At 75.5% G+C, this 23717-nt stretch carries 22 protein-coding genes and 2 pseudogenes; 18 read left to right on the forward strand and 6 right to left on the reverse strand.

The window, feature by feature from the left end; translation table 11 throughout:
• Positions 1-48 precede the first annotated feature (48 nt).
• Complete coding sequence (locus ECOMGDLI_RS29370; protein WP_088320407.1) at positions 49-567, forward strand: endonuclease V; 519 nt, start codon at positions 49-51, stop codon at positions 565-567.
• 55 nt (positions 568-622) lie between these two features.
• A complete protein-coding gene (locus ECOMGDLI_RS29375) occupies positions 623-1225 on the forward strand; it encodes a carboxymuconolactone decarboxylase family protein (RefSeq protein WP_198955295.1) in 603 nt (200 codons plus the stop codon).
• A gap of 13 nt (positions 1226-1238) precedes the next feature.
• Here ECOMGDLI_RS29375 and ECOMGDLI_RS29380 read toward each other — a convergent pair whose 3' ends face one another.
• Entirely contained in the window at positions 1239-1628 is a 390-nt protein-coding gene (locus ECOMGDLI_RS29380) for a DUF1801 domain-containing protein (protein WP_088320383.1), read from the reverse strand.
• Positions 1629-1697: 69 nt separating this feature from the next.
• On the opposite strand from ECOMGDLI_RS29380, the gene ECOMGDLI_RS29385 reads away from it, so the two are divergent.
• Positions 1698-2063 carry a MazG-like family protein gene (locus ECOMGDLI_RS29385; protein ID WP_088320384.1) on the forward strand — a complete coding sequence of 122 codons (366 nt, stop codon included), beginning with the start codon at positions 1698-1700 and terminating at the stop codon, positions 2061-2063.
• Between the two features lie 34 nt (positions 2064-2097).
• On the opposite strand, the gene ECOMGDLI_RS29390 is transcribed toward ECOMGDLI_RS29385, so the two are convergent.
• Complete coding sequence (locus ECOMGDLI_RS29390; protein WP_233153672.1) at positions 2098-3864, reverse strand: IlvD/Edd family dehydratase; 1767 nt, start codon at positions 3862-3864, stop codon at positions 2098-2100.
• A gap of 105 nt (positions 3865-3969) precedes the next feature.
• Here ECOMGDLI_RS29390 and ECOMGDLI_RS29395 point away from each other — a divergent pair, with 105 nt between their 5' ends.
• The 3 genes from ECOMGDLI_RS29395 to ECOMGDLI_RS29405 are packed head-to-tail and all read left to right on the forward strand — an operon-like array spanning position 3970 to position 6730.
• Positions 3970-4830 carry a fumarylacetoacetate hydrolase family protein gene (locus ECOMGDLI_RS29395; RefSeq protein WP_088320385.1) on the forward strand — a complete coding sequence of 287 codons (861 nt, stop codon included), beginning with the start codon at positions 3970-3972 and terminating at the stop codon, positions 4828-4830.
• A gap of 29 nt (positions 4831-4859) precedes the next feature.
• Positions 4860-5879 (forward strand): alcohol dehydrogenase catalytic domain-containing protein, encoded by a 1020-nt coding sequence (locus ECOMGDLI_RS29400; protein WP_088320409.1) that lies wholly within the window; start codon positions 4860-4862, stop codon positions 5877-5879.
• Positions 5876-6730, forward strand: coding sequence for an HpcH/HpaI aldolase/citrate lyase family protein (locus ECOMGDLI_RS29405; RefSeq protein ID WP_088320386.1), 855 nt, complete (start codon positions 5876-5878; stop codon positions 6728-6730). Before ECOMGDLI_RS29400 ends, ECOMGDLI_RS29405 begins: the two co-directional genes overlap by 4 nt.
• 36 nt (positions 6731-6766) lie before the next feature.
• On the opposite strand, the gene ECOMGDLI_RS29410 is transcribed toward ECOMGDLI_RS29405, so the two are convergent.
• A complete protein-coding gene (locus ECOMGDLI_RS29410) occupies positions 6767-7171 on the reverse strand; it encodes a VOC family protein (protein ID WP_088320387.1) in 405 nt (134 codons plus the stop codon).
• A gap of 31 nt (positions 7172-7202) precedes the next feature.
• Positions 7203-7631 carry a nuclear transport factor 2 family protein gene (locus ECOMGDLI_RS29415; RefSeq protein WP_088320388.1) on the reverse strand — a complete coding sequence of 143 codons (429 nt, stop codon included), beginning with the start codon at positions 7629-7631 and terminating at the stop codon, positions 7203-7205.
• Positions 7632-7790: 159 nt separating this feature from the next.
• Between ECOMGDLI_RS29415 and ECOMGDLI_RS29420 the strand changes: the two genes are divergently transcribed.
• From ECOMGDLI_RS29420 to ECOMGDLI_RS29430, 3 genes are read left to right on the forward strand one after another with little or no spacing between them, the layout of a single operon-like run.
• Positions 7791-8651: a hypothetical protein gene (locus tag ECOMGDLI_RS29420; RefSeq protein ID WP_088320389.1), complete on the forward strand. Its 861-nt coding sequence runs from the start codon at positions 7791-7793 to the stop codon at positions 8649-8651.
• 9 nt (positions 8652-8660) lie between these two features.
• A complete protein-coding gene (locus ECOMGDLI_RS29425) occupies positions 8661-11417 on the forward strand; it encodes a cation-translocating P-type ATPase (protein WP_088320390.1) in 2757 nt (918 codons plus the stop codon).
• On the forward strand, positions 11417-12181 hold the full coding sequence (locus ECOMGDLI_RS29430) for a slipin family protein (RefSeq protein WP_088320410.1): 765 nt from the start codon (positions 11417-11419) through the stop codon (positions 12179-12181). The genes ECOMGDLI_RS29425 and ECOMGDLI_RS29430 overlap by 1 nt, the downstream gene beginning before the upstream one ends.
• A gap of 33 nt (positions 12182-12214) precedes the next feature.
• On the opposite strand, the gene ECOMGDLI_RS29435 is transcribed toward ECOMGDLI_RS29430, so the two are convergent.
• Together ECOMGDLI_RS29435 and ECOMGDLI_RS29440 are read right to left on the reverse strand one after the other, a co-directional pair.
• Positions 12215-14473 (reverse strand): bifunctional diguanylate cyclase/phosphodiesterase, encoded by a 2259-nt coding sequence (locus ECOMGDLI_RS29435; protein ID WP_088320391.1) that lies wholly within the window; start codon positions 14471-14473, stop codon positions 12215-12217.
• 117 nt (positions 14474-14590) lie between these two features.
• On the reverse strand, positions 14591-15073 hold the full coding sequence (locus tag ECOMGDLI_RS29440; protein WP_088320392.1) for a DUF3237 family protein: 483 nt from the start codon (positions 15071-15073) through the stop codon (positions 14591-14593).
• Between the two features lie 210 nt (positions 15074-15283).
• On the opposite strand from ECOMGDLI_RS29440, the pseudogene ECOMGDLI_RS29445 reads away from it, so the two are divergent.
• The 9 genes and pseudogenes from ECOMGDLI_RS29445 to ECOMGDLI_RS29480 all read left to right on the forward strand — a co-directional run.
• Positions 15284-15799 (forward strand): annotated as a pseudogene (locus ECOMGDLI_RS29445) (DUF4386 domain-containing protein); the annotation flags it as partial.
• Between the two features lie 24 nt (positions 15800-15823).
• Positions 15824-15991: pseudogene (locus ECOMGDLI_RS36150) on the forward strand (MmoB/DmpM family protein); the annotation flags it as partial.
• Positions 15992-16021: 30 nt separating this feature from the next.
• Positions 16022-17047 carry a toluene hydroxylase gene (locus ECOMGDLI_RS29450; protein WP_088320394.1) on the forward strand — a complete coding sequence of 342 codons (1026 nt, stop codon included), beginning with the start codon at positions 16022-16024 and terminating at the stop codon, positions 17045-17047.
• A gap of 11 nt (positions 17048-17058) precedes the next feature.
• Positions 17059-18138 carry a 2Fe-2S iron-sulfur cluster binding domain-containing protein gene (locus ECOMGDLI_RS29455; protein WP_233153673.1) on the forward strand — a complete coding sequence of 360 codons (1080 nt, stop codon included), beginning with the start codon at positions 17059-17061 and terminating at the stop codon, positions 18136-18138.
• A 41-nt stretch (positions 18139-18179) separates the two neighbouring features.
• Positions 18180-19586, forward strand: a complete 1407-nt coding sequence (locus ECOMGDLI_RS29460; RefSeq protein ID WP_088320396.1) for an aldehyde dehydrogenase family protein — start codon at positions 18180-18182, stop codon at positions 19584-19586.
• Positions 19583-20572 carry a glutathione synthase gene (gshB, locus tag ECOMGDLI_RS29465; RefSeq protein WP_198955297.1) on the forward strand — a complete coding sequence of 330 codons (990 nt, stop codon included), beginning with the start codon at positions 19583-19585 and terminating at the stop codon, positions 20570-20572. Before ECOMGDLI_RS29460 ends, gshB begins: the two co-directional genes overlap by 4 nt.
• On the forward strand, positions 20569-21954 hold the full coding sequence (locus ECOMGDLI_RS29470) for an FAD-dependent oxidoreductase (RefSeq protein WP_088320397.1): 1386 nt from the start codon (positions 20569-20571) through the stop codon (positions 21952-21954). Before gshB ends, ECOMGDLI_RS29470 begins: the two co-directional genes overlap by 4 nt.
• Before the next feature lie 3 nt (positions 21955-21957).
• Entirely contained in the window at positions 21958-22572 is a 615-nt protein-coding gene (locus ECOMGDLI_RS29475; RefSeq protein ID WP_088320398.1) for a gamma-glutamylcyclotransferase family protein, read from the forward strand.
• Between the two features lie 125 nt (positions 22573-22697).
• Complete coding sequence (locus ECOMGDLI_RS29480; RefSeq protein WP_088320399.1) at positions 22698-23621, forward strand: peptidoglycan-binding protein; 924 nt, start codon at positions 22698-22700, stop codon at positions 23619-23621.
• The last annotated feature ends 96 nt before the right edge of the window (positions 23622-23717 follow it).

The following is a 23717-nucleotide window of genomic DNA, read 5'->3' on the forward strand; positions in this document are numbered from 1 at the left end:
TCGGCCCGGACGCGCGGCAGGGGGCGGTGCGCTCACGGGGAGGATGCGGTGGCACGGTACGGCGCGGTCGACGTCCACTACCCGGCCCGCGGTGGTGCGGTCGCCGCCCTCGTCGTCGCCGACGACCCGGCGTTCGGCCACGTCGTCGAGGAGCGGACCGCGGTGCTCGCGGACGTCGAGCCCTACTGCCCCGGAGCGCTCTACCTGCGCGAGCTGCCCGCAGTCCTCGCGGTGCTCGCGACGACCGCACCCGTCGACCTGCTCGTCGTCGACGGCTACGTGACCCTCGACCCCGACGGCACCCCCGGTCTGGGGGCCCGCGCGCACGCCCGGCTCGGGATCCCCGTGGTCGGGGTGGCCAAGACCGCGTACCGGTCGGCCACCCACGCGGTGCCGGTGCTGCGGGGCGCGGCGTCGCGGCCGCTGCTCGTGACGGCCGCGGGGACCACCGCCGCCGCGGCCGCCGATCTCGTGCGGGCGATGGCCGGGCCGTACCGGCTGCCGACGGCGTTGCAGCGGGTCGACCGGCTGTGCCGGGAGGGGCACCTTCCTGTCCGCAGCCGGTGACCGTCGTCGCGAACGGGTGTTGACTTGCCCGAACCGAAGCGGCGACGGGAGAGCGATGGGCTACCTCAGGCAGATCGACGAGTCCGAGGCGACAGGGGAGGCGGCCGAGCTCTACGCGGCCGACCGGGCCGAGGGCGGCTACGTCGCCAACTACACCAGGACGTTCGCGCCGCGGCCCGCCGCGTACCGGGCCTGGGAGGCGCTCGTCGGCGCGGTCCGGGCGCCGATGACGCTGCGTCGTTACGAGGTCGTCACGCTCGCGGCCGCCCGCGCGCTGCGGTCGAGCTACTGCAGCCTCGCCCACGGCGCCGTCGTCTCCGAGCGGCTCGGTGCGCCCGAGGTGGTCGCGGCGGTGTTCGAGGCACCGGACGGCCCCGGGGGATCCCCGCTGGACGCCGCCGAGCAGGAGGTCGTGCGCTTCGCCGCCAAGGTCGCCCGCTCGGCGCCGGACATCACCGCCGACGACGTGGCCCGGCTGCGGGCGCAGGGGCTCAGCGACGAGGACGTGCTCGACGTCGTCCTCGCGACCGCGGCCCGCTGCTTCTTCAGCACGGTGCTCGACGCCACCGGCACCCTGCCGGACGCCGCGCTGCGCGACCGCCTCGACCCGGCCCTGCGTGAGGTGCTCGTCGTCGGGCGGCCGATCGACGAGGGGTGACAGGGGCCGCCGGTCAGGCCGCGACCCAGGCGGCGACCAGGTCGGCGACCCGCGCCGCCTTCGCCTCGACGTCCGCGAGGTCGGTGAACGTCACGACGCCGCGGTCGGGAGCGGCCCAGACCACGAGGCCGGTCGGGTCGGTGAACGAGAACCCGCCCTCGCGGACCGCCACGCCCTGGTGCAGCACGAGCTGGACCCGGTCGCCGGGGTGCAGCCGGAAGGTCACCCGGTCGACCCCGTCGACGGCGTAGCTCGGGGCGTTCCACTTCACGTGCTCGGTGGCACCGGGCAGCGCCCCGCGGACGACGGCCCGCAGGCGGAGCACCGCGTCCCGGTGCGCGTGCGTCAGCACGTCGAGGTACTCCTCGACGGTCTGGGACGGCGTGCTGCGGGCCCTCGTCATCGTGCCTCGCTCTCGTCGGCCGGTACCGGGGGCCTAGCCTGCCGTGCCGGGACGACGAAGGGGACGGTCATGGGCGAGGTGGACGCAGCGGACGGCGGCGGGCCGGACGTCGCGCAGGTGCTCGCGGCCCTGAGCCGCTGGATCGACGAGCACCCGGCGAACGCCGCGCGCGACCGCGAGGCCGCGTTGTGGGGCCGGCTCTCGAAGGTCACCGAGGAGGCCGGCGAGGTCGTCGCGGCGCTCATCGCCGTCACCGGCCAGAACCCGCGCAAGCCGCCGAGCGGCTCCATGGCGGACGTCGAGTCCGAGCTGCTCGACGTCGCGGTGACGGCGCTCGCGGCCGTCGAGCACCTGCGCGGCAACGACGGCAGCTCGACGGCCGCGCTCGAGGCGCACGTGCGGGCGCTCGCCGTCCGGGCCGGGCTGACCGGCTGACCGGCTGAGCTGGTCGGCCGCGGCGAGCGGCCCGTCAGTGCGACTCGCGGCTCACGGCGGACCCGCTGGAGCCGACGAGGAAGTCGAGGTCGGCGCCGCTGTCGGCCTGCTGGACGTGGTCGACGTAGAGCCGTTCCCAGCCCCGCGCAGGGTTCGCGAACGCGGCCGCGGTGGCGGGGTCGAGGGTCCGCCGGGCGAGCTCCTCGGCCGGGACGTCGAGCTCGAGCCGGCGGCCGGGGACGTCGAGGACGACCGTGTCGCCGGTGCGCACGAGGCCGAGGACCCCGCCGGCGGCGGCCTCGGGGGCGACGTGCAGGACGACGGTGCCGTACGCCGTCCCGCTCATCCGGCCGTCGCAGACCCGCACCATGTCCCGCACGCCGGCCTCGAGGAGCTTCGTCGGCAGCGGCATGTTCGCCACCTCGGGCATCCCCGGGTAGGCCTTGGGGCCGCAGCCGCGCAGGACGAGGACGGAGTCGGCGGTGACGTCGAGGTCCGGGTCGTCGATCCGGGCGTGGAAGTCCTCGATCGAGTCGAAGACGACGGCCGGCCCGCGGTGCGTGAGCAGCTCCGGGGACGCCGCGGCCGGCTTGATGATCGCGCCGTCCGGTGCGAGGTTGCCGCGCAGGACGGCGATCCCGCCCTCGGCGAGCAGCGGGGCCTCCCGGGGGCGGATCACCTCACGGTCCCAGACCTGGCCGTCGTCCCCGCCGTCGTGCAGGTGGTCGACGAGGCTGCGGCCGCTCACCGTGAGGGCGGCCGGGTCGAGCAGGTCCGCGACCTCGCGCAGGACCGCGTGCAGGCCGCCGGCCCGGTAGAGGTCGTCCATGAGGAACCGGCCCGCGGGCTGCAGGTCGACGAGGACCGGCACCCGGGAGCCGATCCGGTCGAAGTCGTCGAGCGTCAGGTCGATCCCGAGCCGGCCGGCGATCGCGAGCAGGTGCACGACGGCGTTGGTGGAGCCGCCGATCGCGGCGAGCGTGACGATCGCGTTGTGGAAGGACGCCTTCGACAGGAACGTCGACGGGCGGCGGTCGGCGGTGACGAGGTCGACGGCGAGCCGCCCGGTGGCGTGCGCGCCCTCGAGCAGCCGCGCGTCGGGGGCGGGGGTCCCGGCGAGGCCGGGCAGGACGGTGCCGAGCGCCTCGGCGAGCAGGCCCATCGTCGAGGCCGTGCCCATCGTGTTGCAGTGCCCCTTGGAGCGGATCATCGAGGACTCCGACCGGACGAACGCCTCGTTCGAGAGCGTCCCGCCGCGGACCTCCTCGGACAGCCGCCACACGTCGGTGCCGCAGCCGAGCGGGGTGCCGCGGAACGTGCCGGTGAGCATCGGCCCGCCGGGGACGACGACCGCGGGCAGGTCGACGGACGCGGCGGCCATGAGGAGCGCGGGGATCGTCTTGTCGCAGCCGCCGAGCAGGACGACCGCGTCGACCGGGTTGGCGCGGAGCATCTCCTCGATCGCCATCGCGGCCATGTTCCGCCAGAGCATCGCGGTCGGCCGGACCTGGGTCTCGCCCAGCGAGACCACGGGCAGCTCGAGCGGGGTGCCGCCCGCGGCGTGGACGCCGTCCCGCACCGACGCCGCCACCTCGGTGAGGTGACGGTTGCACGGGGTCAGGTCGGACGCCGTGTTCGCGATCACGACCTGCGGCCGGTCGAAGCCGTCGCCGGGGACGCCGCGGCGCATCCAGGCCCGGTGGATGTAGGCGTTCCGGTCGTCGCCGGCGTACCACTGCGCACTGCGGAGTCCGCTGCGCGACCCACCGCGCAGCGCCGTGCCGTTCTCGGTCCTGTCCAACGCGAACCCCTCACCGGTGCGGGCGACCTCGGCCACTAGCGTGTCTACCACCTGGACGGCGCACCTCACCCAGCCCTTGCCGTCAGCGAGCCCGGAGGACCCTTCATGAAGCTCATGCGGATCGGCGCCGCCGGTGCCGAGCGGCCCGTCGTGCGGGTGGACGACGCGACGTACGTGGACGTCTCGGACGTCACCGACACGTACGGCGAGGCGTTCTTCGGGTCGGGCGGGCTCGACCGGGTGCGGGCGGCCTTCGACGAGCGGGTGGCGTCCGGGCAGGTCCGGCGGTTCGCGGGCGAGCGGGTCGGGGCGCCGATCGCCCGCCCGCACCAGATCCTCTGCATCGGGCTCAACTACAGCGACCACGCCGCCGAGACCGGCGCGACCGTGCCCGCCGAGCCGGTGCTCTTCACGAAGTCCCCCAACACCCTCGTCGGGCCGGACGACGACGTGCGGATCCCGCGCGGGTCGACGAAGACCGACTGGGAGGTCGAGCTCGGGATCGTCATCGGCTCCCGCACGAGCTACCTCGACTCGCCGGAGGCGGCCCGCGACGTCATCGCCGGCTTCTGCGTGGTCAACGACGTCAGCGAGCGCGCGTTCCAGATGGAGCGCAGCGGCCAGTGGTCCAAGGGCAAGTCCGCGGAGACGTTCAACCCGGCCGGCCCGTGGCTCGTCACGCCCGACGAGATCCCCGACGTCCTCGCCCTGCCGATGTGGCTGGAGGTCAACGGCATCCGGCGGCAGGACGGCACCACGGCGAACATGATCTTCGACCCGTACGTCGTCGTCCACCACCTGAGCCAGTTCATGGTCCTCGAGCCCGGGGACCTCATCAACACCGGCACCCCGGCCGGCGTGGGCCTCGGGATGAAGCCGCCGACCTTCCTCGCCCCCGGGGACGTCATGACGCTCGGCATCGAGGGCCTCGGGAGCCAGCGCCAGACCGTGCTGCCGCCGCGGTGACGACGGCCGGCGCTGCGGACGACAGCCCGATGCGGGCCTTCGTCGTCACCGGTCCCGGCCGGGCCGGGGTCGAGGAGGTCCCGCGACCGGTCGCGGCGCCCGGCGAGGTCGTCGTGGACGTCGAGCGGGTCGGGGTCTGCGGCACCGACGTCGAGTTCTTCACCGGCGAGATGGCCTACCTGCACGACGGCCACGCCGCGTTCCCGATGCGGTTGGGCCACGAGTGGTGCGGCACGGTCGCCTCCGTCGGTGCCGGGGTCGACCCGGCGTGGACCGGCCGCCGGGTCGTCGGCGACACGATGCTCGGCTGCGGGGCCTGCGCGCGCTGCGCCTCGGGCCGTCAGCACGTCTGCGCGCAGCGCACCGAGGTCGGCATCCGGGGCGGGCGGCCCGGCGCGCTCGCCGAGCAGGTCGCCGTCCCGGTCACCTCGCTGCACGCACTGCCCGCCGCCGTCGACGTCGTCGCCGGGGCGCTCGTCGAACCCGGCGGCAACGCGCTGCGGGCCGCCCAGGGCGCCGCGCTGCACCCGGGCGACCGGGTGCTCGTGCTCGGCCCGGGGGCGATCGGGCTGCTCACCGCGCTGTTCGCCCGCGCGGCGCAGGCCGACGTGCACCTCGTCGGGCTCGACGAGGCGTCGCTCGCCTTCGCCCGCACCCTCGGCTTCGGGCAGTCGTGGACCTGGGAGACGCTGCCCGACCTGCCCTTCGACGCCGTCGTCGACTGCTCGAACGCCCCCGGCCTGCCCGCCCGGGCGCTCGACCTCGTCGAGCCGGGCAAGCGGGTCGTCTACATCGGGCTCGCGGGCACGCCGAGCCTCGTCGACACCCGCACCGTCGCCCTCAAGGACGTCACGTGCGTCGGGGTGCTGTCGGCGTCGCCCGGGCTCGCCGGGGCGATCGAGGCCTACGCGCAGGGCGCCGTCGACCCGAGGCCGCTCGTCGCGGCGACGGTCGGCCTGGACGCCGTGGCCGCCGTCCTCGCCGGCGACCGGCCGGCCGGGGCCGGCGACGGACCGAAGATCCACGTCGACCCGAGACTGCTGCCGTGACCGGGGCGACCGACCAGCCCGGCACCGACACCGAGCGCCTGCGCGCCCTGTGGTCGCGCGACCTGCCGGCGTTCGGCCTGTGGAGCGCCCTTGCGGACCCGGTCGTCGCCGAGCTCCTCGGCACCGGGCCGTTCGACTACGTCTGCCTCGACCTGCAGCACGGTTTCGGTTCTCTCGCAACGCTTCCGCCCGTCCTGGGCGCGATGCGGGCCGGCGGCCGGGCGCCGCTCGTGCGGGTGCCGTGGAACGAGCCCGCCGGCATCATGCGGGCGCTCGACTCGGGTGCGGCCGGCGTCGTCGTCCCGATGGTGAGCAGCCCGCAGGAGGCCGCCGCGGCGGCGGCCGCGTGCCGTTTCCCGCCGAAGGGCTCGCGGAGCTGGGGGCCGTTCTGGGGCGACGTCACCGGCCGGTCGGCGCCCGCGCCGCAGGTGCAGGACGACGGCGTGCTCTGCCTCGTCATGGTCGAGACGGCCGCTGGGCTGGCCGCCGTCGAGGAGATCGCGCGCGTCCCCGGCGTCGACGGGATCTACGTCGGGCCGAACGACCTCGCGCTGACGACTGGCCACGGCCGCACGACGTACCGCGAGTCGCCCGAGATCGGGGCCATGGTCGACCGGGTCGTCGCCGCGTGCGGCGCCGCCGGGATCGTTGCCGGGCTGCACTGCTCGGACGTCGCCATGGCGGCGCACTGGGCTCAGCGCGGCGTCCGGATGCTCACGGTCGCGCAGGACTCCGGGCTGCTGCGGGCGGCGCTGCGGCGCACCTGGCGCGACCTCGACGCGGCGACCGCGCTGTCGTCGACGCGCGGCTCCGCGCCGTTGCCGGACGGGGACGAGCGCTCCGCGTACTGACCGCCCGAGCCGACCGACCGCCGCCCGAGCCGCCGGTCAGGCGCTCGCGGCCCGCTGCGCCTCGACCTCGGCGATGCTCCGCAGCACGCAGAACTCGTTGCCCTCCGGGTCGGCGAGGACGACCCAGCCGGAGCCGTCGGGCTGCCGGCGGTCGGCGACCTCGGTGGCGCCGTGGGCGCGCAGCCGGGCCACCTCCTCGTCGCGGGTGCCGTCCGCCGGGCGCAGGTCGAAGTGGATCCGGTTCTTGACCTGCTTGACGTCCGGGACGGTGAGGAAGAGCAGCTGGTGGCCGCCGTCCGCCGAGCGGATGAGGCACTCCTCGTGGTCGGGCAGGTTCGGGTCGTCCGGGTCCTCGGCGTACCCGAGGACCTCGGACCACCACACCGACAGCGTGTGGGCGTTCGCGCAGTCGATGCTCGTGTGCGAGACGTAGGAGGTCATCCCGGCATCCTGCCGCGCGGCCCGGACGGCGTCAGGTCGGTTTCCCTCCGCCGGCCTCGAGCTGCGCCCGCATGAGCTCGACGAGCTTCTCCAGCCCGCGCAGCGGCCGGACCATGACGGTGAAGTCGACGATCCTCCCGTCGGCGTCCCAGCGCACGAGGTCGACACCGTGCACGTCGAGCCCGTCGAGGGTCGCGGTGAACTCGAGCACCGCCGAGTCCTCGCCGAAGAGCTCGCGGTGGTAGGTCAGGGTCGGACCGAGCACCACGAGGGCGGCCGACAGGTAGGCGAGCGTGAGCGGCTTGCCCTCCTGCGGGGCGTGCACGGCGGGGGAGCGGAACACGCAGCCGTCGGCGACGACCGACCGGAGCAGCTCCCGGTCGCGGGTCTCGACGACCCGGTGCCACGCCTCGACGGTCGCGGGGCGGGTGGTGCCGTCCGGTGCGTGCGTGCCTGGCATCGGATCCGTCCTCCGTCGTCGGGTGCCGTGCCGCGAACCTACCCGTCCGGGGCGGCGCGGCGGCCCAGGACGTTGGGGCGCTGACCGTGGGGCCCGACCGCAGGAGACTGGAACCGGGCGCCCGTCGGGTGTCCCGGCGGGCCTCCGGGGGAGGTCGCCATGCGCACCCGTACGTGCCGCACCGCAACCGTCACCACTGTCGCCGCGGCGTTCGTGCTGGCCCTCGCGGGCTGTGCCGGCGGTTCGCCGGGGGCGTCCGGGACCACCGGGACGGCACCGACGACGTCCGCCCCGACGGCGACGACGGGCCCCGCCGCCCCCTCGACCACCTCGCCCGGCAGGACGAGCACCACGCCGCCGCCGAGCACCTCGTCGACGAGTGCCGGCGTCCCGGCGCTGCGTCACGGCTACCTCCCGCTGTGGCCGTTCGCGTCCGGCCGCCAGGTCCTCGCCTGGCAGCGGGCGTACCGGTCCGCCGGCACCCAGGCGTGGCACCGCTCCGAGCGGGAGACCGCCGTCGCGTTCGCCCACGGCTACCTCGGCTACTCGGAGATCGACCGTGTGACGTCCCGTGCGGGGACGGCGTCCGACGCGCTCGTCGGCGTCGGCTGGGCGGACCCGAACGGGCGCGACGTCACCGTCGGCCTGGTCCACCTGCTCCGGTTCGGCACCGGGGCGGACGCACCGTGGGAGGTCGTCGGCACCCGCGACACCGTGCTGTCGCTGACGTCGCCGCGCTACGGCAGCACGGTGACCTCGCCGATGACGGTGGGCGGTCGGATCACGGGCGTCGACGAGAGCCTCGTCGTGGCCGTCCGGTCGCTGCCCGGCACCGACCCGCTCGTCGAGACCGAGGGCGTCCCGGCGGGCGGCGAGGACACCCCGTGGCGGATGCGGGTCCCGTTCACCGCACCGGACGGCGCCGTGCTCACGGTCTCGGTGTCGACGGGCGGGCACCTCATGGCCGTCGAGGCGTTCGCCGTCACCGGCGTGCGGGTCTCGTCGGCCACGGGGAGGTGACGGGCGCCCGTGGGACGGCTCACCGGCGCGGGCACCGCGCACGGGGTGCCGTGCGCCCGGGTCCTCGCCGACGCCGGCGCCGACCCGGTGACCGGTCTGGGTACGGCCGAGGCCGCCCGTCGGCTGGCGCGTGACGGCCCGAACGACCTGGCCGTCGAGCGCGGCGACACGCTCGCGACCCGGCTCGCCCGGCAGGCCCGGGACCCGCTCGTGCTCCTGCTCGTCGTCGCGGCGGTCGTCGCGGCCGCGGTGTGGTGGGTCGAGGGAGCGGTGGGGCCGCCCTACGACGTCCTCGTCATCCTCGTCGTCGTCGTGGCGAACACCGTGCTCGCGACGGTGCAGGAGGGCAGGTCCGCCCGGGCGGTCGAGGCGCTGCGCGCGCTGTCGGTGGCCCCCTCGTGCGTCGTGCGGGACGGCACCCTCCTGCGGCTGGAGTCGACCCGGGTCGTCGTCGGGGACCTCCTCGTGCTCACCGAGGGGGACGCCGTGACCGCCGACGGCAGGGTCGTCGCGTCGTCCGGTCTCGTCGTCGTCGAGGCGGCCCTCACCGGGGAGAGCGAGCCGGTGACCAAGGGCGCCGACCCGGTGCCTGCGGCGACCGACCTCGCCGACCGGCGGTCCATGGTGTTCGCCGGGACGGCGGTCGCCTCCGGCACCGGGCACGTCGTCGTCACGGCCACCGGCGCCGACACCGAGACGGGCCGGGTGGCCGGGCTCCTCGCGGCGGCGACGAAGCGGTCGTCGCCGCTGGAGCAGGAGATCGCGGCCGTCGGCGCGACGCTCGCGAAGGTCGTCCCCGTCGTCGCCGCCGGCGTCGTGCTCCTGCTCGTCGCGACGTCCTCGGGAGCCGGCGACCTGCACGGTCTGGTCGCCGCGCTCCTCGTCGGGGTCAGCCTTGCCGTCGCGGCCGTCCCGGAGGGCCTGCCGGCGGTGGTCACCCTCGTGCTCGCCCTGGGGATGACCCGGATGGCGGCCCGGCACGCCGTCGTGCGCCGTCTCGCCGCGGTGGAGACGCTCGGCTCCACGTCGGTGCTCTGCACGGACAAGACGGGGACGCTGACCACGGGGGACATGACCGTCCGGGAGGTCGTCGGCCCGTTGCCCCCGGGCGGTCCGACGGACCCCGGCGTCGTCCGCGACGTGCTCCGGGCCGCCGTCCTCGCCGGGGACGCCCGGTCCGCCGTCGGGAGCACCGGGACGCGGGACGTCGGCGACCCGGTCGACGTCGCGATCCTGCGGCGCGCGCGACGGTGCGACGGTGCGGTCCCGGCCGGCGCGGAGGTGCTCGGCCGGTACCCCTTCACCGCCGAGCGGCGCCGGGCGACCACCGTCTACCGGGTCGGGGCCGGTCCCTGCGCGCACGTCGCGGTCAAGGGCGCGCCCGACGTCGTCACCGCGCTGTGCGACCGGGTCCGCGTCGGCTGCGCCGACCTGCCGTGGGACGACGGGCTGCGGGCCCGGGTGCAGGCGCACGCCGACGCCCTCACCGGTGCCGGGCTGCGCACCCTCGCCGTGGCCGGCCGGACCGTCGCCGGCCCGCCCGCCGTCGCGGTCGACCCCGAGCAGAACCTGGTGCTCCTCGGGTTCGTCTGCCTCGCCGACCCGGTCAGACCCGATGTGCCGGAGGCGGTCCGGCGCGCCCGGCGGGCGGGCGTCGAGGTCCTCATGGTCACCGGGGACCACCCGCGGACGGCGGCCGCCGTCGCCCGCGAGGTCGGCATCCTCGGGCCCAAGGACGGGCCCGACGACACGCCCGACGGCGCCTCCGAGGACGGCGGCCCCGTCGTGACCGGCCACCGCCTCCGGGAGACCGGCGACGACGCGTTGCGCGACCTCGTGCGGCACGCCCGCGTGTTCGCGCGGGTCGTGCCCGAGGACAAGCTGCGGATCGTCGCGGCCCTGCAGCAGGGCGGGCACGTCGTCGCGATGACCGGCGACGGGGTCAACGACGCCCCCGCGCTGCGGGCCGCCGACGTGGGCGTGGCGATGGGGGCCGGTGGCACCCAGGTGGCGCGCGACGCGGCCGACGTGGTCCTCACCGACGACGCGTTCCCGACGATCGTGCGGGCCGTCGAGGAGGGCCGGGCGATCTACGACAACATCCAGACCTTCCTGCGGTACCTGCTCTCCTCGAACCTCGCCGAGATCCTCACGATGGCCGTGGGGGTCGCCCTCGGCGCCTGCGGCGTGCCGTTCTTCGCGGCGGGGGCGCCGCTGCTCGCCGCGCAGATCCTCTGGGTGAACCTGCTCACCGACACCGCTCCCGCCCTCGCCCTCGGTGTCGAGGCCGCCGACCCGGACGTCATGCGACGGCGCCCGCGGCCGCCCGGCCGCCACCTCCTCGACGGCGGCGTGCTCGCCGGGGTCGTCGCGCTCGCGGTGGTCATCGCGGCCTCGACGCTCACGGCGTTCGCGGCCTTCTCGTCGCAGGGCGCGGCCGTCGCCCGGTCAGCGGCCTTCACGACGCTCGTGCTGGCCCAGCTCGTCAACGTGCTCGTCGTGCGGGCCCGGCACCGCAGCGCGTTCGCCCGCCGGCCGCCGAACCACTGGCTGGCCGGCGCGGTCGGCCTCTCGCTCGTGCTGCAGGTCCTCGTCGTGCACGTCCCGCTGCTCAACGCCGTGTGCCGGACCGTGCCGCTCACGCCCGCGCAGTGGATGGTCTGCGCCGCGCTCGCCGGCGCCGTCCTGGTCTTCCACGAGCTGCGCCGGCTGCCGGGGACGTTCCGCCCCGGTCACGCGGACGGCGCCGTCGCACCCTGGACGTGATGCCGCCCGACGTGGCGGCGACGAGGGAGATGGTGGTCGTGCCGAACCTGGGGATCGCCGTGGTGCGGCAGTACGAGCGCGGGGTCGTGTTCCGGCTGGGGAAGCTGCGTGCGGTCCGGGAGCCGGGGATGCGCTTCATGATCCCGCTGGTCGACCGGATGCGGAAGGTCGGCATGAGGACGGTGACGATGCCGATCCAGTCCCAGCAGATCATCACGCGGGACAACGTGTCGATCGGGGTCGCGGCGGTCGCGTACTACCGCCGGGTCGACCCGGTGAAGTCGATCGTCGAGATCGAGAACGTGCACGCCGCGATCAACCAGATCGCGCAGACGACGGTCCGCAACGTCGTCGGGCAGTCGATGCTCGACCAGGTGCTCAGCGAGACGGAGAAGATCAACGAGTCCATCAAGGACCTGCTCGACCGCACGACCGAGCGCTGGGGCGTGCTCGTGGAGTTCGTCGAGCTCAAGGACATCGAGCTGCCGCAGACGATGCAGCGCGCGATGGCCCGGCAGGCCGAGGCCGAGCGGGAGAAGCGGGCGAAGATCATCGCGGCGGAGGGCGAGGCGCTCAGCGCCGGCCGGCTCGCCGAGGCGGCCGACGTCATCGCCGCGCACCCCATCGCGCTGCAGCTGCGGAACCTGCAGATCCTCTCCGAGATCGCCGTGGAGAAGAACTCGACGATCGTGTTCCCCGCGCAGTTCATGGACAGCGTCCGCGCACTGAGCAGCTTCGTGGGGCAGGAGAACGCGACCCGCTGACGGGCCGGGCCGCCGGCGCCGGCGGGACGCCGCTCAGCCGGGCGTCGTCCGGGGCTGGAACGCCTGTGCCGGCTGCGGTCTGGCGAGCAGGAACCCCTGCACGCGGTCGCAGCCGGCCGCGCGCAGGGGCTCGAGCTGGCTCTCGTGCTCGACCCCCTCGGCGACGACCTCGAGCCCGAAGGCGTGCGCCGCGTGCACGAGCAGCCGCACCAGCTCGCGGCTGCCCGGGGTGGTGGACTCGACGAGGCTGCGGTCGATCTTCAACCCATCGGCGTGCAGCGACTGGAGCTGGCCGATCGAGGTGTAGCCGGTGCCGAAGTCGTCGATGCTGATCCGCACCCCGAGCCGGCGCAGCGCCTGCAGCCGGCCGGCCGCCGCGTGACCGTCGACGAGGATCGTCTCGGTCATCTCAAGGACGAGCCGCTCCGGCGCGAGACCGGACGCCAGGAGGGCGTCGGTGACGTCGCGGACGAGCGAGTCGTCGTACAGGTGGCGTCCGGAGACGTTGACGGCCATCGAGACGCCGCCGAACGCCTCCGGGTCCTGCGTCGTCCAGGCGACGAGCTGCTGCGTCGCCTCGAGGAGCACCCACCGACCGAGCCGGCAGACGAGCGCGGACTGCTCCGCGAGCGGGATGAAGTCGGCCGGGGCGACGATCCCGTGCCCCGGCCTGGCCCAGCGCAGCAACGCCTCGTAGCCGGTGGCCGCGCCCGTCGCGACGTCGAAGACGGGTTGGTAGTGCAGGAGGAACTGGCCCTCGTCGAGCCCGGTCTCGATCGCCGTCTCGAGCGCGGCCCGGTCGTGCATCTCACGCCGCAGCGCCTCGTCGAAGATCTCGAAGCGGCCGCGACCGGCGCGCTTGGCCCGGTAGGCGGCGGCGTCCGCGTCGTGCAGCAGGACGATCGCGTCGGTGCCGCCGTCACGGCTCAGCGCGACGCCGACGCTCGCGCCGACGGAGACCTCGCGGGCCACGGACGGCAACCGGACCGGCTGGCGCAGGACGGTGACGAGCCGGTCGGCGAGCTGGACGACGTCCGTCTCGGCGGGCACCTGCTCGAGGACGACGACGAACTCGTCGCCGCCGAGCCGCCCGATGGTGTCGCCCGCCCGGACGGCCTCCCGCATCCGGGCCGCGGTGACCCGCAGGACGTGGTCGCCCGCCGCGTGGCCGTAGGTGTCGTTGACCCGCTTGAAGTCGTCGAGGTCGATGAAGAGCAGGCCCACGAGGCCGCCGTTGCGCTGCGCCCGGTGCAGGGCCGCCTCGAGCAGCTCGAGCACCCGGGGCCGGTTCGTCAGGGACGTCAGCGAGTCGTGCGCGGCCTGGTGCGCGAGGTCCGCGGCGAGCCGGCTCCGCACCGTCTCCGAGCGGCGGACCTCCCGGATCGCCAGACCCATCCGCAGCACGACGAGCGTGAACATCACCGTCGAGACGACGACGAACGCCCATCCGTCGGGGGTGTCGGACGTGAGGAGCTGGACGGCGTGGGTTGCGGGCGGCACGAGGACGGCGACGCCGAGGGCGAGCAGGCGGCGGCGGGTGAACGACGACGCCGCGACGTCGGGCGCCTCGCTGAGCCGGCTCATCCCCGGGTGCAGGGCCGCCGCGCCCCACAGCGCGTACGCCGAGAGCCAGCCGAGGTCGAGTGCGCCGAGCGGGTCGGCGAAGGCGCCGGCCTGGGCGAGGAGGAAGAGGCTGTCGCTGACGACGAGCACCCCGGCGGCCCCGGCGAGCAGCCGGAACGACGTGCTGCGGTGCCCGACGGAGGTCAGCAGCCAGGTGAGCGCGGCGAGGAGCACGATGTCCGTGGCCGGGTAGGCGACGCCGAAGAACCGTTCCGCGCCCGTCGTCCCGGAGCGGGCGACCGGCCCGGCGAGGACGACCCACGACACCAGACCGCAGGCGAGCGTGACGATCGCGGCATCGACCGACGCCGCGAGGTCCCGGCCGTGCCGGCGCTGCCAGGCCAGCCGGGACAGCCCGCCGCCGAGGAGCGGGTAGGCGGCGAGGTACAGGTAGTCGGCCGCGGACGGGAACGGCGCCACGTGCGCGATGTCCTCGTACCAGGAGTAGACGGCGTCCCCGGCGACCCACAGGGCCATCCCGGCGGCCATGAGCCACCAGGCCCAGGGCGTGGCCGGGCGGTTGTGCCGGACGCCGACGAGGATCGCGACGACGCAGGTCACGCCGACGGCGAGGTACACGGTGTCCCGTGGCACGCCGTTGGGCACCAGCAGGAAGCCCGCGAGGACGACGCCGCTGGCCAGCAGGTAGCGCCGCCACGCCCGGGTCACCCCCGTTGTGTCGGCAGGTCCGGCCCCCGGCTGAATCGTGCGGGGCCGTTCGTCCGACGGCCGCTCAGGCGGCCCGCGCCCGGTCCCGGCCCGGCGGGCGAGGTGTCACGGCCGGCGCTACGCCGGGGCCGCTCCCGCGTGCAGCACGACGTGCACCTCGATCCGGATGTGCAGCGGGTCGATCTCGAACGCCTCGCCGACGAAGACGGCCCGGGTCAGCCAGCCGTGCGGTCCGTCGTCCGCCGTCGTCGCCGGCGTGGCGCCGCGCCCGACCCGGAAGCTCGGCGTCGTCAGGTAGTACCGCGGGCCGTGCTCGCCCTCGACGTAGAAGCCGTGGTTGCGCACCTCGACGGGTGTCCCGTCGTCGAGCCGGACGGCGTAGCGCGCGTCGAGCTGCCAGGTGCCGTCGCCGCGGTCGACGGCCCAGTCCCCGCCGCCGGGCAGTACCTCCCCGGTCAGCCGTGGTCCGGTGACCCGGCCGCCCGCGATCTCGATGAACCAGTGCGCGCCGGCGGCCGAGCGGCCGAGGTCGAGCGGTGCGGCGAGGTCGATCTCGAGGTCGAAGGCGTGCTCGAGGACCGGGGGCGTCGGCGTGGTCACGGGGCCAGGATGACCGGTGCGCGGGCGGACCGTCGAGCCGGGGGAGGTGACCTGCGACCGGCGGCCCTGCCCGGAGGACCTCGGGCCCGGCACCGACCGGGGCCTGCGCGCGTAACGTCCTGGACGTCAGCGCCCGTCGCTGCGCAGCGACGTCCATCGGGGGCACCGGGACGGAGCCGGCCGGGCGGATCCCTCGTGGAAGGGACTGGCATGGACCTCTTGCGCAGAACCTCGATCGCGGCGGGGACGCTGTTCGTCGTCGCCACGGCCGCCTCGCTCACGGGGAACGCCCTCCTGCCCCCGGTCTCCGGGACCGACCGGTTGGCCCGGTTGGCCGAGCACCCCGACCGGGCGGCGACCGCGGTGCTCCTGTCCCTCGTCGCGGCCGCGTGCAGCGCCGCGATCGCCGTGGCGCTCTACCCGGTGCTGCGGACCGTCGACCCGGCGCTCGCGCTGGGCTCGGTCGTGTTCCGCGCCCTCGAGGCCGTGTTCTACTCCGTGGGCGCGGTCTTCCTGCTGACGCTCCTGTCGACCGCGGAGGACCTCGGCACGGTGGCCGCGGTGCCCGCGCAGGTCCGGACCGCGGCCGACGTCCTCGTCGCCGGGCACCGGCAGGCCGCGGCGGTCGGCGTGCTCGCGTTCGTCGTCGGTGCGTCCCTGTACTACCTGGTGCTCTACCGGTCGCGGCTCGTCCCGCGCTGGCTGTCGGTCTGGGGGCTCGCCGCCCTGGTCGTCATGGGCGTCGCGGCCGACTACGTGCGCGTCCACACCCGCAAGGAGTGCCGGCTCACCCTGGCCAGCCTCGTCAAGCACCTGGGCCGCCCGTACCAGCTGTCGCTCCTCGAGATCGACATGCCGTCGTTCAAGGGGCGCCTGCGCACCCGGGTCGACGAGTACGTCTGGCACTACGACCGCTGACCCCCCGCCCCTCGACGAAGAGGACCTGCGATGACGAACGTGAGTGCCCCGCGACCCAGGAGCCGCGGACTGAAGACCTGGAGCAGCTTCGGCAACCTCGGCCGCCGGCCGACCGAGTACGAGGTGCTCACCTGGAACATGAACCACACCGCCGGCTCGCCCGCGCTCGAGCTCGGGCCCGACGTCAACGGCAACGTGTGGCTGCGCGAGCACCGGGACGCGATGCGGTTCGTCGTCCCGTCGTGGGACGCCTTCCGCGACCCCGACCAGGTGACCTACGGCAGCTACGTCGCGATGCAGGACGACGCCGAGACGTACGTCGAGGGCCTGCTCGCCCAGTTCGACGCCGACGGCCACGACGCCTCGCTGCCGCTGGAGGCGCTCGACCTGCTCGCCCGGGCGCTGACGCCCTGCCGCTTCCTCGGCCACGGCGAGCAGATGCTCTCGGCGTACGTCCAGCAGCTGGCCCCGAGCAGCTTCGTCGCGACCGCCGCGACGTTCCAGACCGCCGACCAGCTGCGCCGCGTGCAGACCCTCGCGTACCGGACGACGCAGCTCGCCCGCACCCACCCCGACCACGGGTTCGGCACCGCCGAGCGGTCGGCGTGGCGCGAGCACCCGCACTGGCAGCCCCTGCGCCGGCTCCTCGAGCTCGCGCTGGTCGAGTACGACTGGGACCGCGCGGTCGTCGCCACCCAGCTCGTCGTCAAGCCGGTCGCCGACCTGCTCCTGCTCGACGCCCTCGCGCACCGGCTCGGTGCCGCCGGGGCCACGCTCGACGCCCTCGTGCTGGAGAGCCTCGCCAAGGACGCCCGCCGTTCGCAGCGGTTCTCGGTCGCGCTGACGCGCTTCGTCGTCGAGGCCGACCCGGGCAACGCGGCCGTGCTCCAGGAGTACCTCGACGCCTGGGCACCGCTCGGTCACGAGGCGGTCGCCGCCGGGTCCCGGCTGCTCGCCGGTGACGACGAGGACGGCGCCGGGCGGGTCCGGGAGTCCGTCACCGCCGCCTGGTCGGCGCTCGTCACGGACGCGGGCCTGCGCCTGCCGGACGCCTGACGGGACCGGTCGTGACGGGCAGGACGGCGGCGGCGGTGACGACGGTGACGCGCGTGCGCATCGGTGACGCCGACGTCGCCTGCGGCCGCGGCGAGACGGTGCTGCTCGCGGCCCTGCGCGCCGGCTGGGACGTGCCCTACGAGTGCGCGTCGGGCGGGTGCGGCTCGTGCAAGGTCGTGCTCCTCGACGGCCGCGTCGGGTCGCTGTGGCCGCAGGCCCCGGGCCTCACCGAGCGGGACCGGCGCAAGGGTGACCGGGTGCTCGCCTGCCAGAGCGTGCCCGGGGGCGCCTGCGCCGTCCGGCTGCCCGGTGCCGCCGGGCCGCAGCGGGCGCAGGCCGGTCCCGGTGACCGGCCGCTGCCGGACCGGGTCCCCGCCCGGATCGGTGCCGTCGAGCAGCTGTCCGCGGACACCGTCCTCGTCACCGTCGTCCCGGACCGACCGGTGCGCTACCTCGCCGGCCAGTTCGTCCTCCTCGAGCTGCCCGACGGCACCCGCAGGGCGTACTCCATGAGCCGCGAGCCCACGGACGACGCGGCGGGTGACACGTCGCTCGAGCTCGTCGTCCGCCGGACGCCCGGCGGCGTCGCGTCGTCCCGGCTCGCGGCCGCGTCCGCCGGTGACCTGCTCGTCGTCGAGGGCCCCTACGGCAGGGCGCACGTGCAGTCCCCGGTCGATCGGCCGGTCGTGTGCGTCGGCGGCGGGAGCGGGCTCGGCCCCGTCCTGGCGGTCGCCGAGCGCTGCCTCACCGAGGCGCCGGGCCGGCCGGTCCGGCTCTACTACGGCGCCCGCACCGACGCCGACGTCGTCCTCGCCGACCGGTTGCACCGGCTGCGGTCCCGCGGTGCGCAGGTCGACGTCGTCACCGACCGGCCGGCGTCGCCCGAGGCCGCCGGCCGGCTCGCACCGCTCGCCGTCCGCGACGGCCGCGTCGTCGACGCCGTCGACGCGGACCACCCGGGACCCGCCGACCTCGCCGGTCACGACGTGTACCTGGCGGGTCCGACGCCGATGGTCGACGCTCTCCTCGCGGGCCTCGTCCGCACGGGCCGGGTCGGCGCCGACCGGACGTTCTTCGACAGGTTCCTCTGAACCCGGCCCGCAGTCCGGGCCCGTACGACAGGACGGTCACGATGACGACGGACACGACCACGCGGACCACCGCGGCGGACCCGCCCGGCACGGCCGGCACGACGGTCGCGGGCGACGAGGAGTTCGCCCGCAACCTCGTCGACGGCCGGTGGCGGTTCCCCGCCGCACCGTACGAGTTCGAGATCCGCAGCCCGCGTGACAGCCGTGTCGTCGCGTGCGTGCCGCTGTCGAGCCGGTTCGACGTCGACACCGCCGTCCGGGCCGGGGCCCGGGCCGTCGCGGCGTGGGCCGCCGACCCCGCGGCCCGGCTGCGTGTCGTCGCCCGGGCGGTCGCCGACCTCGACCGGCTCACCGGGCCGGTCGCCGAGCTCGTGGCGACCGAGACCGGGCTCGAGCTCACGGACGCCGTCGAGCAGGTCCGCACCGGTGTGCGGTGGGCGCGGCACTGGGTCGCACTCGCCGCCGTGGACGACGCGGGGCCGCCCGCGGTCCGGGCACCGGGCGTCGCGGGTGTCGTCCTCGGCTGGGGCGCGCCGTTCCTCGAGGCGGTGTCCGGCATCCTGCCGCTGCTGCTGCGCGGGCACGCGGTCGTCGTCAAGCCGTCGCTGCGGGCGCCGCTCAGCGCCGTCGTCCTCGCCCACCGGCTCACCGCGGCCGGGCTGCCGGACGGTGTGCTCGGCGTCGTCCAGGGCACCGGCACCGACGTCGGGGCCGCCCTCGCCGGGCGGGGCGACCTCGCCGTCCTCCACGTCCGCGGCGGAGAGCGGACGCTCGACCTCGCGGCCCGCGCCGTCGCGTCGACCGGTGTGCCGCTGCACCCGTTGCGGGCCGGCGGGAACGTGCTTCTGGCGGGCCGGGACGCCGACCCGGCGCTCGTCGCGGCCACCGTGGCCGCGGGGATCCGGCTGCACAACGCGTCGGGGCCGGCGGCCGTGCCGTGGCTCGTCGTCCACGCCGACACCGCCGGCCCGGTCGTCGACGCCGTCGTCGCCGCGGTGTCCGCGACCCGTCCCGCGCCGCTGCCCACCGAGCCGGTCCGGGAGCGGGCGCTCGCCGCCGTCCGGGCGCTCGGGCGGCTCGGCGGGCGGGTGCTCACCGGTGGCGGCGTCCCGGACGACGTCGCGCACCGGATGGGCTGGCTCGTGCCCGCGACCGTCGTCACGGTCGGGGCCGTCGGCAGCCGGCTCGGGCCCCGCTCGGACGACGACCCGTGGCGCGAACCGCTCGGCCCCGTCGTGGCCGTCGCGACCTGGCGCGCGCCGAGCGACCTCGCGGACGCGTTCTCCCGCAACCGGTTCGGTGACGGCATCGGCTGGGTGCACCGGGTCGGTGACGACGCGGCGGCGACCCCGACGGGCGTGGTCCGGCAGGCCCGCGGCAGCGACCACGGCGTCGACGCCGACGACCTCCCGGTGGCCTGGACGGCCGGCTGCGGGGGCGCGCGATGACCGGGCTGCGGATGCTCTTCGTCGTCGACCCGCTCGACGGGTTGCTGCCGGCGCACGACACGTCGGTCGCCCTCATGGAGGCGGCGCAGGCGGACGGCCACGAGGTGCTCGCGACGACGATGCGCGAGCTGTCCGTCGTCGACGGCGGCGCGGTGGCGCGCGCCGTCCGGGTGACCGTCGACCCGTGCCGCGTCGTCGACGGCCGGTTCGTCGCCCCGCAGCAGTGGTACCGCGCCGAGCCGGTCGGGGACGTGGCGCTGGCCGACGTCGACGTCGTCCTCGTCCGCACCGACCCGCCCGTCGACGCCGACTACCTGCGCGGCACCTACGTGCTCGACGCCGCCCGCGCGCCGCGGACGCTGCTCGTCAACGACCCGCGCGGGCTGCGCGAGGTCAACGAGAAGCTCTACACGCTGCGGTACCCGGACCTCGTCCCGGAGACCGTCGTCCGGGCGGACCTCGACGGGCTGCGGGACACCGTCGCCCGCTGGGGCCGCGCCGTCCTCAAGCCGACCGACGCGATGGCCGGCCGCGGAATCCTCCTGCTCCGCGACGACGACCCGAATCTCGCCTCGCTCCTCGAGCTGTCGACCGGCCGCGGGCAGAGCCATGTCATCCTGCAACGGTTCGTGCCCGAGGCGGTCGACGGCGACCGGCGGGTCATCGTCGTCGACGGCGAGCCGGTCGGCGCGATCCGCCGGGTGGCCGCCGGCACCGAGTTCCGCTGCAACATGGCGGCCGGCGCGACGGTGCTGCCGGACGCGGTGACGAGCCGGGACAAGGAGATCTGCGACACCCTGGCGCCGGACCTGCGTGCGCTGGGCATCGTGCTCGCCGGGCTCGACGTCATCGGGGACCGGCTCACCGAGGTCAACGTGACGAGCCCGACGGGTGCGCGGGAGATCGAGGCGCTCACCGGTGCACCGGTCGCGTGCGTCGTCGTCGAGCGGATCGTCGGCCTCCACGCCCGGCGGGGCGCGGCGTGAGCCGTGAGCGGCTCGTCGTCGTCGGCGGCGACGCCGCCGGGATGTCGGCGGCGCACCAGGCGCTGCGCACGGCGGCGCGGAGCGGGCTCGACCTCGAGGTCGTCGCGTTCGAGCGGACGGAGCGGACGTCGTACTCGGCGTGCGGCATCCCGTACTGGGTCGCGGGCGACCTCGACGACCCGCACGACCTCGTCGCCCGGACGCCCGAGGAGCACCGGGCCCGCGGCGTCGACCTGCGGACGGGCGCGAGCGTCGAGGCGGTCGACCTCGACCGGCGGGAGGTGCGTGCGCTCGTCGACGGCGCGGAGGTCGCCGTCGGCTTCGACCGGCTCGTCCTCGCGACCGGTGCGCGGCCCGTCGTCCCGGACTGGGCGCGGTCCGCCGGCGGTGAGCTGCGGCCCGGTGTGCTGCCGGTGAAGTCGTGGGACGACGGCCTGGCGTGGCTCGACGTCATGGGCCGGGTGCGGCCGCCGGCCCGCGCGGTCGTCGTCGGTGCCGGGTACATCGGCCTGGAGATGGCCGAGGCGCTCGTGCGGCGCGGCTACCCGGTGACGGTGCTCGAGCTCGCCGAGGTCATGCCGAGCATCGACGCCGACATGGGCGCGCGGGTCCGAGAGCAGCTCGTGGCGGCCGGTGTCGACGTCCGGGTCGGGTGCGGCGTCGACGGCCTCACGGTCGGTGCGGACGGCCACGTCGACGGTGTCGCCGCCGGGGACGACGTGCTGCCGGCCGATCTCGTCGTCCTCGCGCTCGGCGTCCGGCCGGCGTCGGAGCTGGGTGCGAAGGCCGGGCTCGTGACGGGTGCGCGCGGCGGCTACCTGCCGGACGACGGCCAGGAGGTCGCGGACGGCGTCTGGGCGGCGGGGGACTGCTGCGAGAGCGTCCACCGGGTCAGCGGCGAGCGGGCGTTCGTCCCGCTCGGGACGCACGCCAACAAGCAGGGGCGGGTTGCGGGCGAGAGAGCGGCCGGCGGCTCCACCCGGTTCGGCGGCGTGCTCGGGACGGCGATCACGCGCTTCGATGCCGGCGGCGTCGCCGTCGAGGTGGCCCGGACCGGCCTCGGCGCCGCCGACGTGACCCGCCTCGGCCTCGACGCGGCGTCGTACGTGTCGCCGGGTAAGACCGCGAGCGCCTACATGCCCGAGTTCCGGCCGATGACGACGAAGCTCGTCGCCGAGCGGGGGAGCCGGCGGCTGCTCGGCGCGCAGATCGTCGGCGGGACCGGCGCGGGGAAGCGCATCGACACGATCGCCACCGCGCTGTGGGCCGGCCTCACGGTCGACGACCTCGCGGCCGCCGACCTCGCGTACGCGCCACCGTTCGCCACCGTCTGGGAGGCGGTCCAGCTCGCGGCCCGCCGGCTCGCGGACCGGATGCACTGACCGATGCCGTACGTCTTCGGCTACGGGTCGCTCGTCGACCGCGGCTCGCTCGAGGCGAGCATCGGCCGCCCGGTGGCGGCCGCGGACGGCCCGTTCCGCCTGCGGCTGCACGGGTACCGGCGGGCCTGGAACGTCATGGGGCACAGCAGCGAACGGCCCGAGTACGTCTTCACCGACGACGGCGGGAGCGCCTGGGAGGGCTGGCTCGCGTTCCTCGGCCTCGAGCCGGCGGTCGGCGCCACCACGCCCGGCGCGGCCTGGCGCCTCACGGACGCGGACCTGGAGGCCCTCGACGACAGGGAGCGCAGTTACGACCGAGTCGACGTGACGCCGCTCCTGGGCGCCGTCACGTCGCGGCGCCCCGACGGGCCGGTGCTGACCTACGTCCCGCGCGACGACGTCGTGGGGCGCGCGCCCGCCGTCCGTTCCCTCGGGACGGTGATGGCGAGGTACCTGCGACTGGTCGACCGGGGCTACCGCGATCTCGGCGAGCCCCTGTACGCCGAGCACCTGGCGGGCCTGCCCGCGCCCGAACCTCTGGCCGTGCGGGAGATCCGGGTGCGGCCGGTCGTGCCGGGCGGGCGCAACGAGGCCGTGGACCCGGACGGCGTCACCTGACGTCGGACGCCCTGGGCCGGTGCTGCCGCCGTGCAGCCCGCGTATCAGGCGGTCTCGTCCGTCGCTCCGGGCGGGTGACAGCCGTCGGCGTCGTGCGACAGCCGAACGCTCCCAGGGAGGCAGCCATGAAGCTCGCCGATGTCGCCGGGTCGGGCAAGTCCGTGCACGTGAACGATCTGGGTGACGACAAGGCCCTGTGCAAGGAGATCCAGGCACGGCTCACCGCGCTGGGGTGTCTGGACCCCAAGCCCGACGGGATCTTCGGGGCGGTGAGCAAGCTGACGCTCGCCCTGTTCGCGAGCCAGATGAAGCTGACCTACGACGACAAGGTCACGGGCCCGATCGCCACGGCCCTGCTCGAGCGGAAGAGCGGCACCTTCCTGCCGATGCAGCCGGGAAACGATGTCGCAGGCCGGATCGCCACGTACATGGGCCGCAACGGCCAGTTCTTCGCGAGGCTCCCCGGCTTCCTCACCATCGTCTACCTCGAGGGCGCCGACCCGGACGGCCGACCCAACGCCGACGCCGCGGACAGGTGGAACGACCTGCGACTGGTCCTGCGGAGGAACGCCAAGGGCACGCCGGAGGTCGCCTTCTCCGCGCTGGCGACGACCGAGCCCGGCCGCTTCTACACGGCTGTGAAGCCGCTGTCCTCGCGCGGCGCCGCGAGGATCGCGTTCGGTCAGTTCAAGGCGTGGCGCGTCGGTACCCACCATCCGCACCTGCTGCCGCCTCGCCGGCACGAAGCCCTGACGCAGGCGCTCCCCATCACGGTGTTCCGGGACAAGAACAAGGACGGCATCCGACCGGGCGACGCGACCCAGACCGGCGTGTTCGGGATCAACCAGCACTCCGGTCTCGACCAGTCGCTGAAGAGCATCGGCAAGGCCAGCGCCGGCTGCCTGGTCGGGCGGGTCGACGCCGACCACAAGGCGTTCATGAAGCTGGTCAAGACCGACCCCCGCTTCCGGCAAGCGAGCAAGGGGTACACGTTCATGACGTCCGTCATCGCCGGCGACGACCTCGCGAAGCAGGTTCCTCTCGCCTGAACCGCACGGGGTGCGAGCGGTCAGGGCAGGACACACTGCGCGGCTTCTTCACGAACGACGAAGTCGCCGGGCCAGGACCGGCCCCTGCTCGACGGG

Origin of the sequence: Kineosporia sp. R_H_3, assembly GCF_002198675.1 — a bacterium.
Classification (GTDB): domain Bacteria; phylum Actinomycetota; class Actinomycetes; order Actinomycetales; family Kineosporiaceae; genus R-H-3.

Coding starts and splice junctions, on each gene's coding strand:
- ECOMGDLI_RS29450 (WP_088320394.1), top strand. CDS start 16,022: ATGACGAACGTGAGTGCCCCGCGACCCAGGAGCCGCGGACTGAAGACC.
- ECOMGDLI_RS29380 (WP_088320383.1), bottom strand. CDS start 1,628: ATGACGAGGGCCCGCAGCACGCCGTCCCAGACCGTCGAGGAGTACCTC.
- ECOMGDLI_RS29385 (WP_088320384.1), top strand. CDS start 1,698: ATGGGCGAGGTGGACGCAGCGGACGGCGGCGGGCCGGACGTCGCGCAG.
- ECOMGDLI_RS29460 (WP_088320396.1), top strand. CDS start 18,180: ATGACGACGGACACGACCACGCGGACCACCGCGGCGGACCCGCCCGGC.
- ECOMGDLI_RS29395 (WP_088320385.1), top strand. CDS start 3,970: ATGAAGCTCATGCGGATCGGCGCCGCCGGTGCCGAGCGGCCCGTCGTG.
- ECOMGDLI_RS29400 (WP_088320409.1), top strand. CDS start 4,860: ATGCGGGCCTTCGTCGTCACCGGTCCCGGCCGGGCCGGGGTCGAGGAG.
- ECOMGDLI_RS29375 (WP_198955295.1), top strand. CDS start 623: ATGGGCTACCTCAGGCAGATCGACGAGTCCGAGGCGACAGGGGAGGCG.
- ECOMGDLI_RS29430 (WP_088320410.1), top strand. CDS start 11,417: ATGCCGCCCGACGTGGCGGCGACGAGGGAGATGGTGGTCGTGCCGAAC.
- ECOMGDLI_RS29420 (WP_088320389.1), top strand. CDS start 7,791: ATGCGCACCCGTACGTGCCGCACCGCAACCGTCACCACTGTCGCCGCG.
- ECOMGDLI_RS29410 (WP_088320387.1), bottom strand. CDS start 7,171: ATGACCTCCTACGTCTCGCACACGAGCATCGACTGCGCGAACGCCCAC.
- ECOMGDLI_RS29415 (WP_088320388.1), bottom strand. CDS start 7,631: ATGCCAGGCACGCACGCACCGGACGGCACCACCCGCCCCGCGACCGTC.
- gshB (WP_198955297.1), top strand. CDS start 19,583: ATGACCGGGCTGCGGATGCTCTTCGTCGTCGACCCGCTCGACGGGTTG.
- ECOMGDLI_RS29475 (WP_088320398.1), top strand. CDS start 21,958: ATGCCGTACGTCTTCGGCTACGGGTCGCTCGTCGACCGCGGCTCGCTC.
- ECOMGDLI_RS29480 (WP_088320399.1), top strand. CDS start 22,698: ATGAAGCTCGCCGATGTCGCCGGGTCGGGCAAGTCCGTGCACGTGAAC.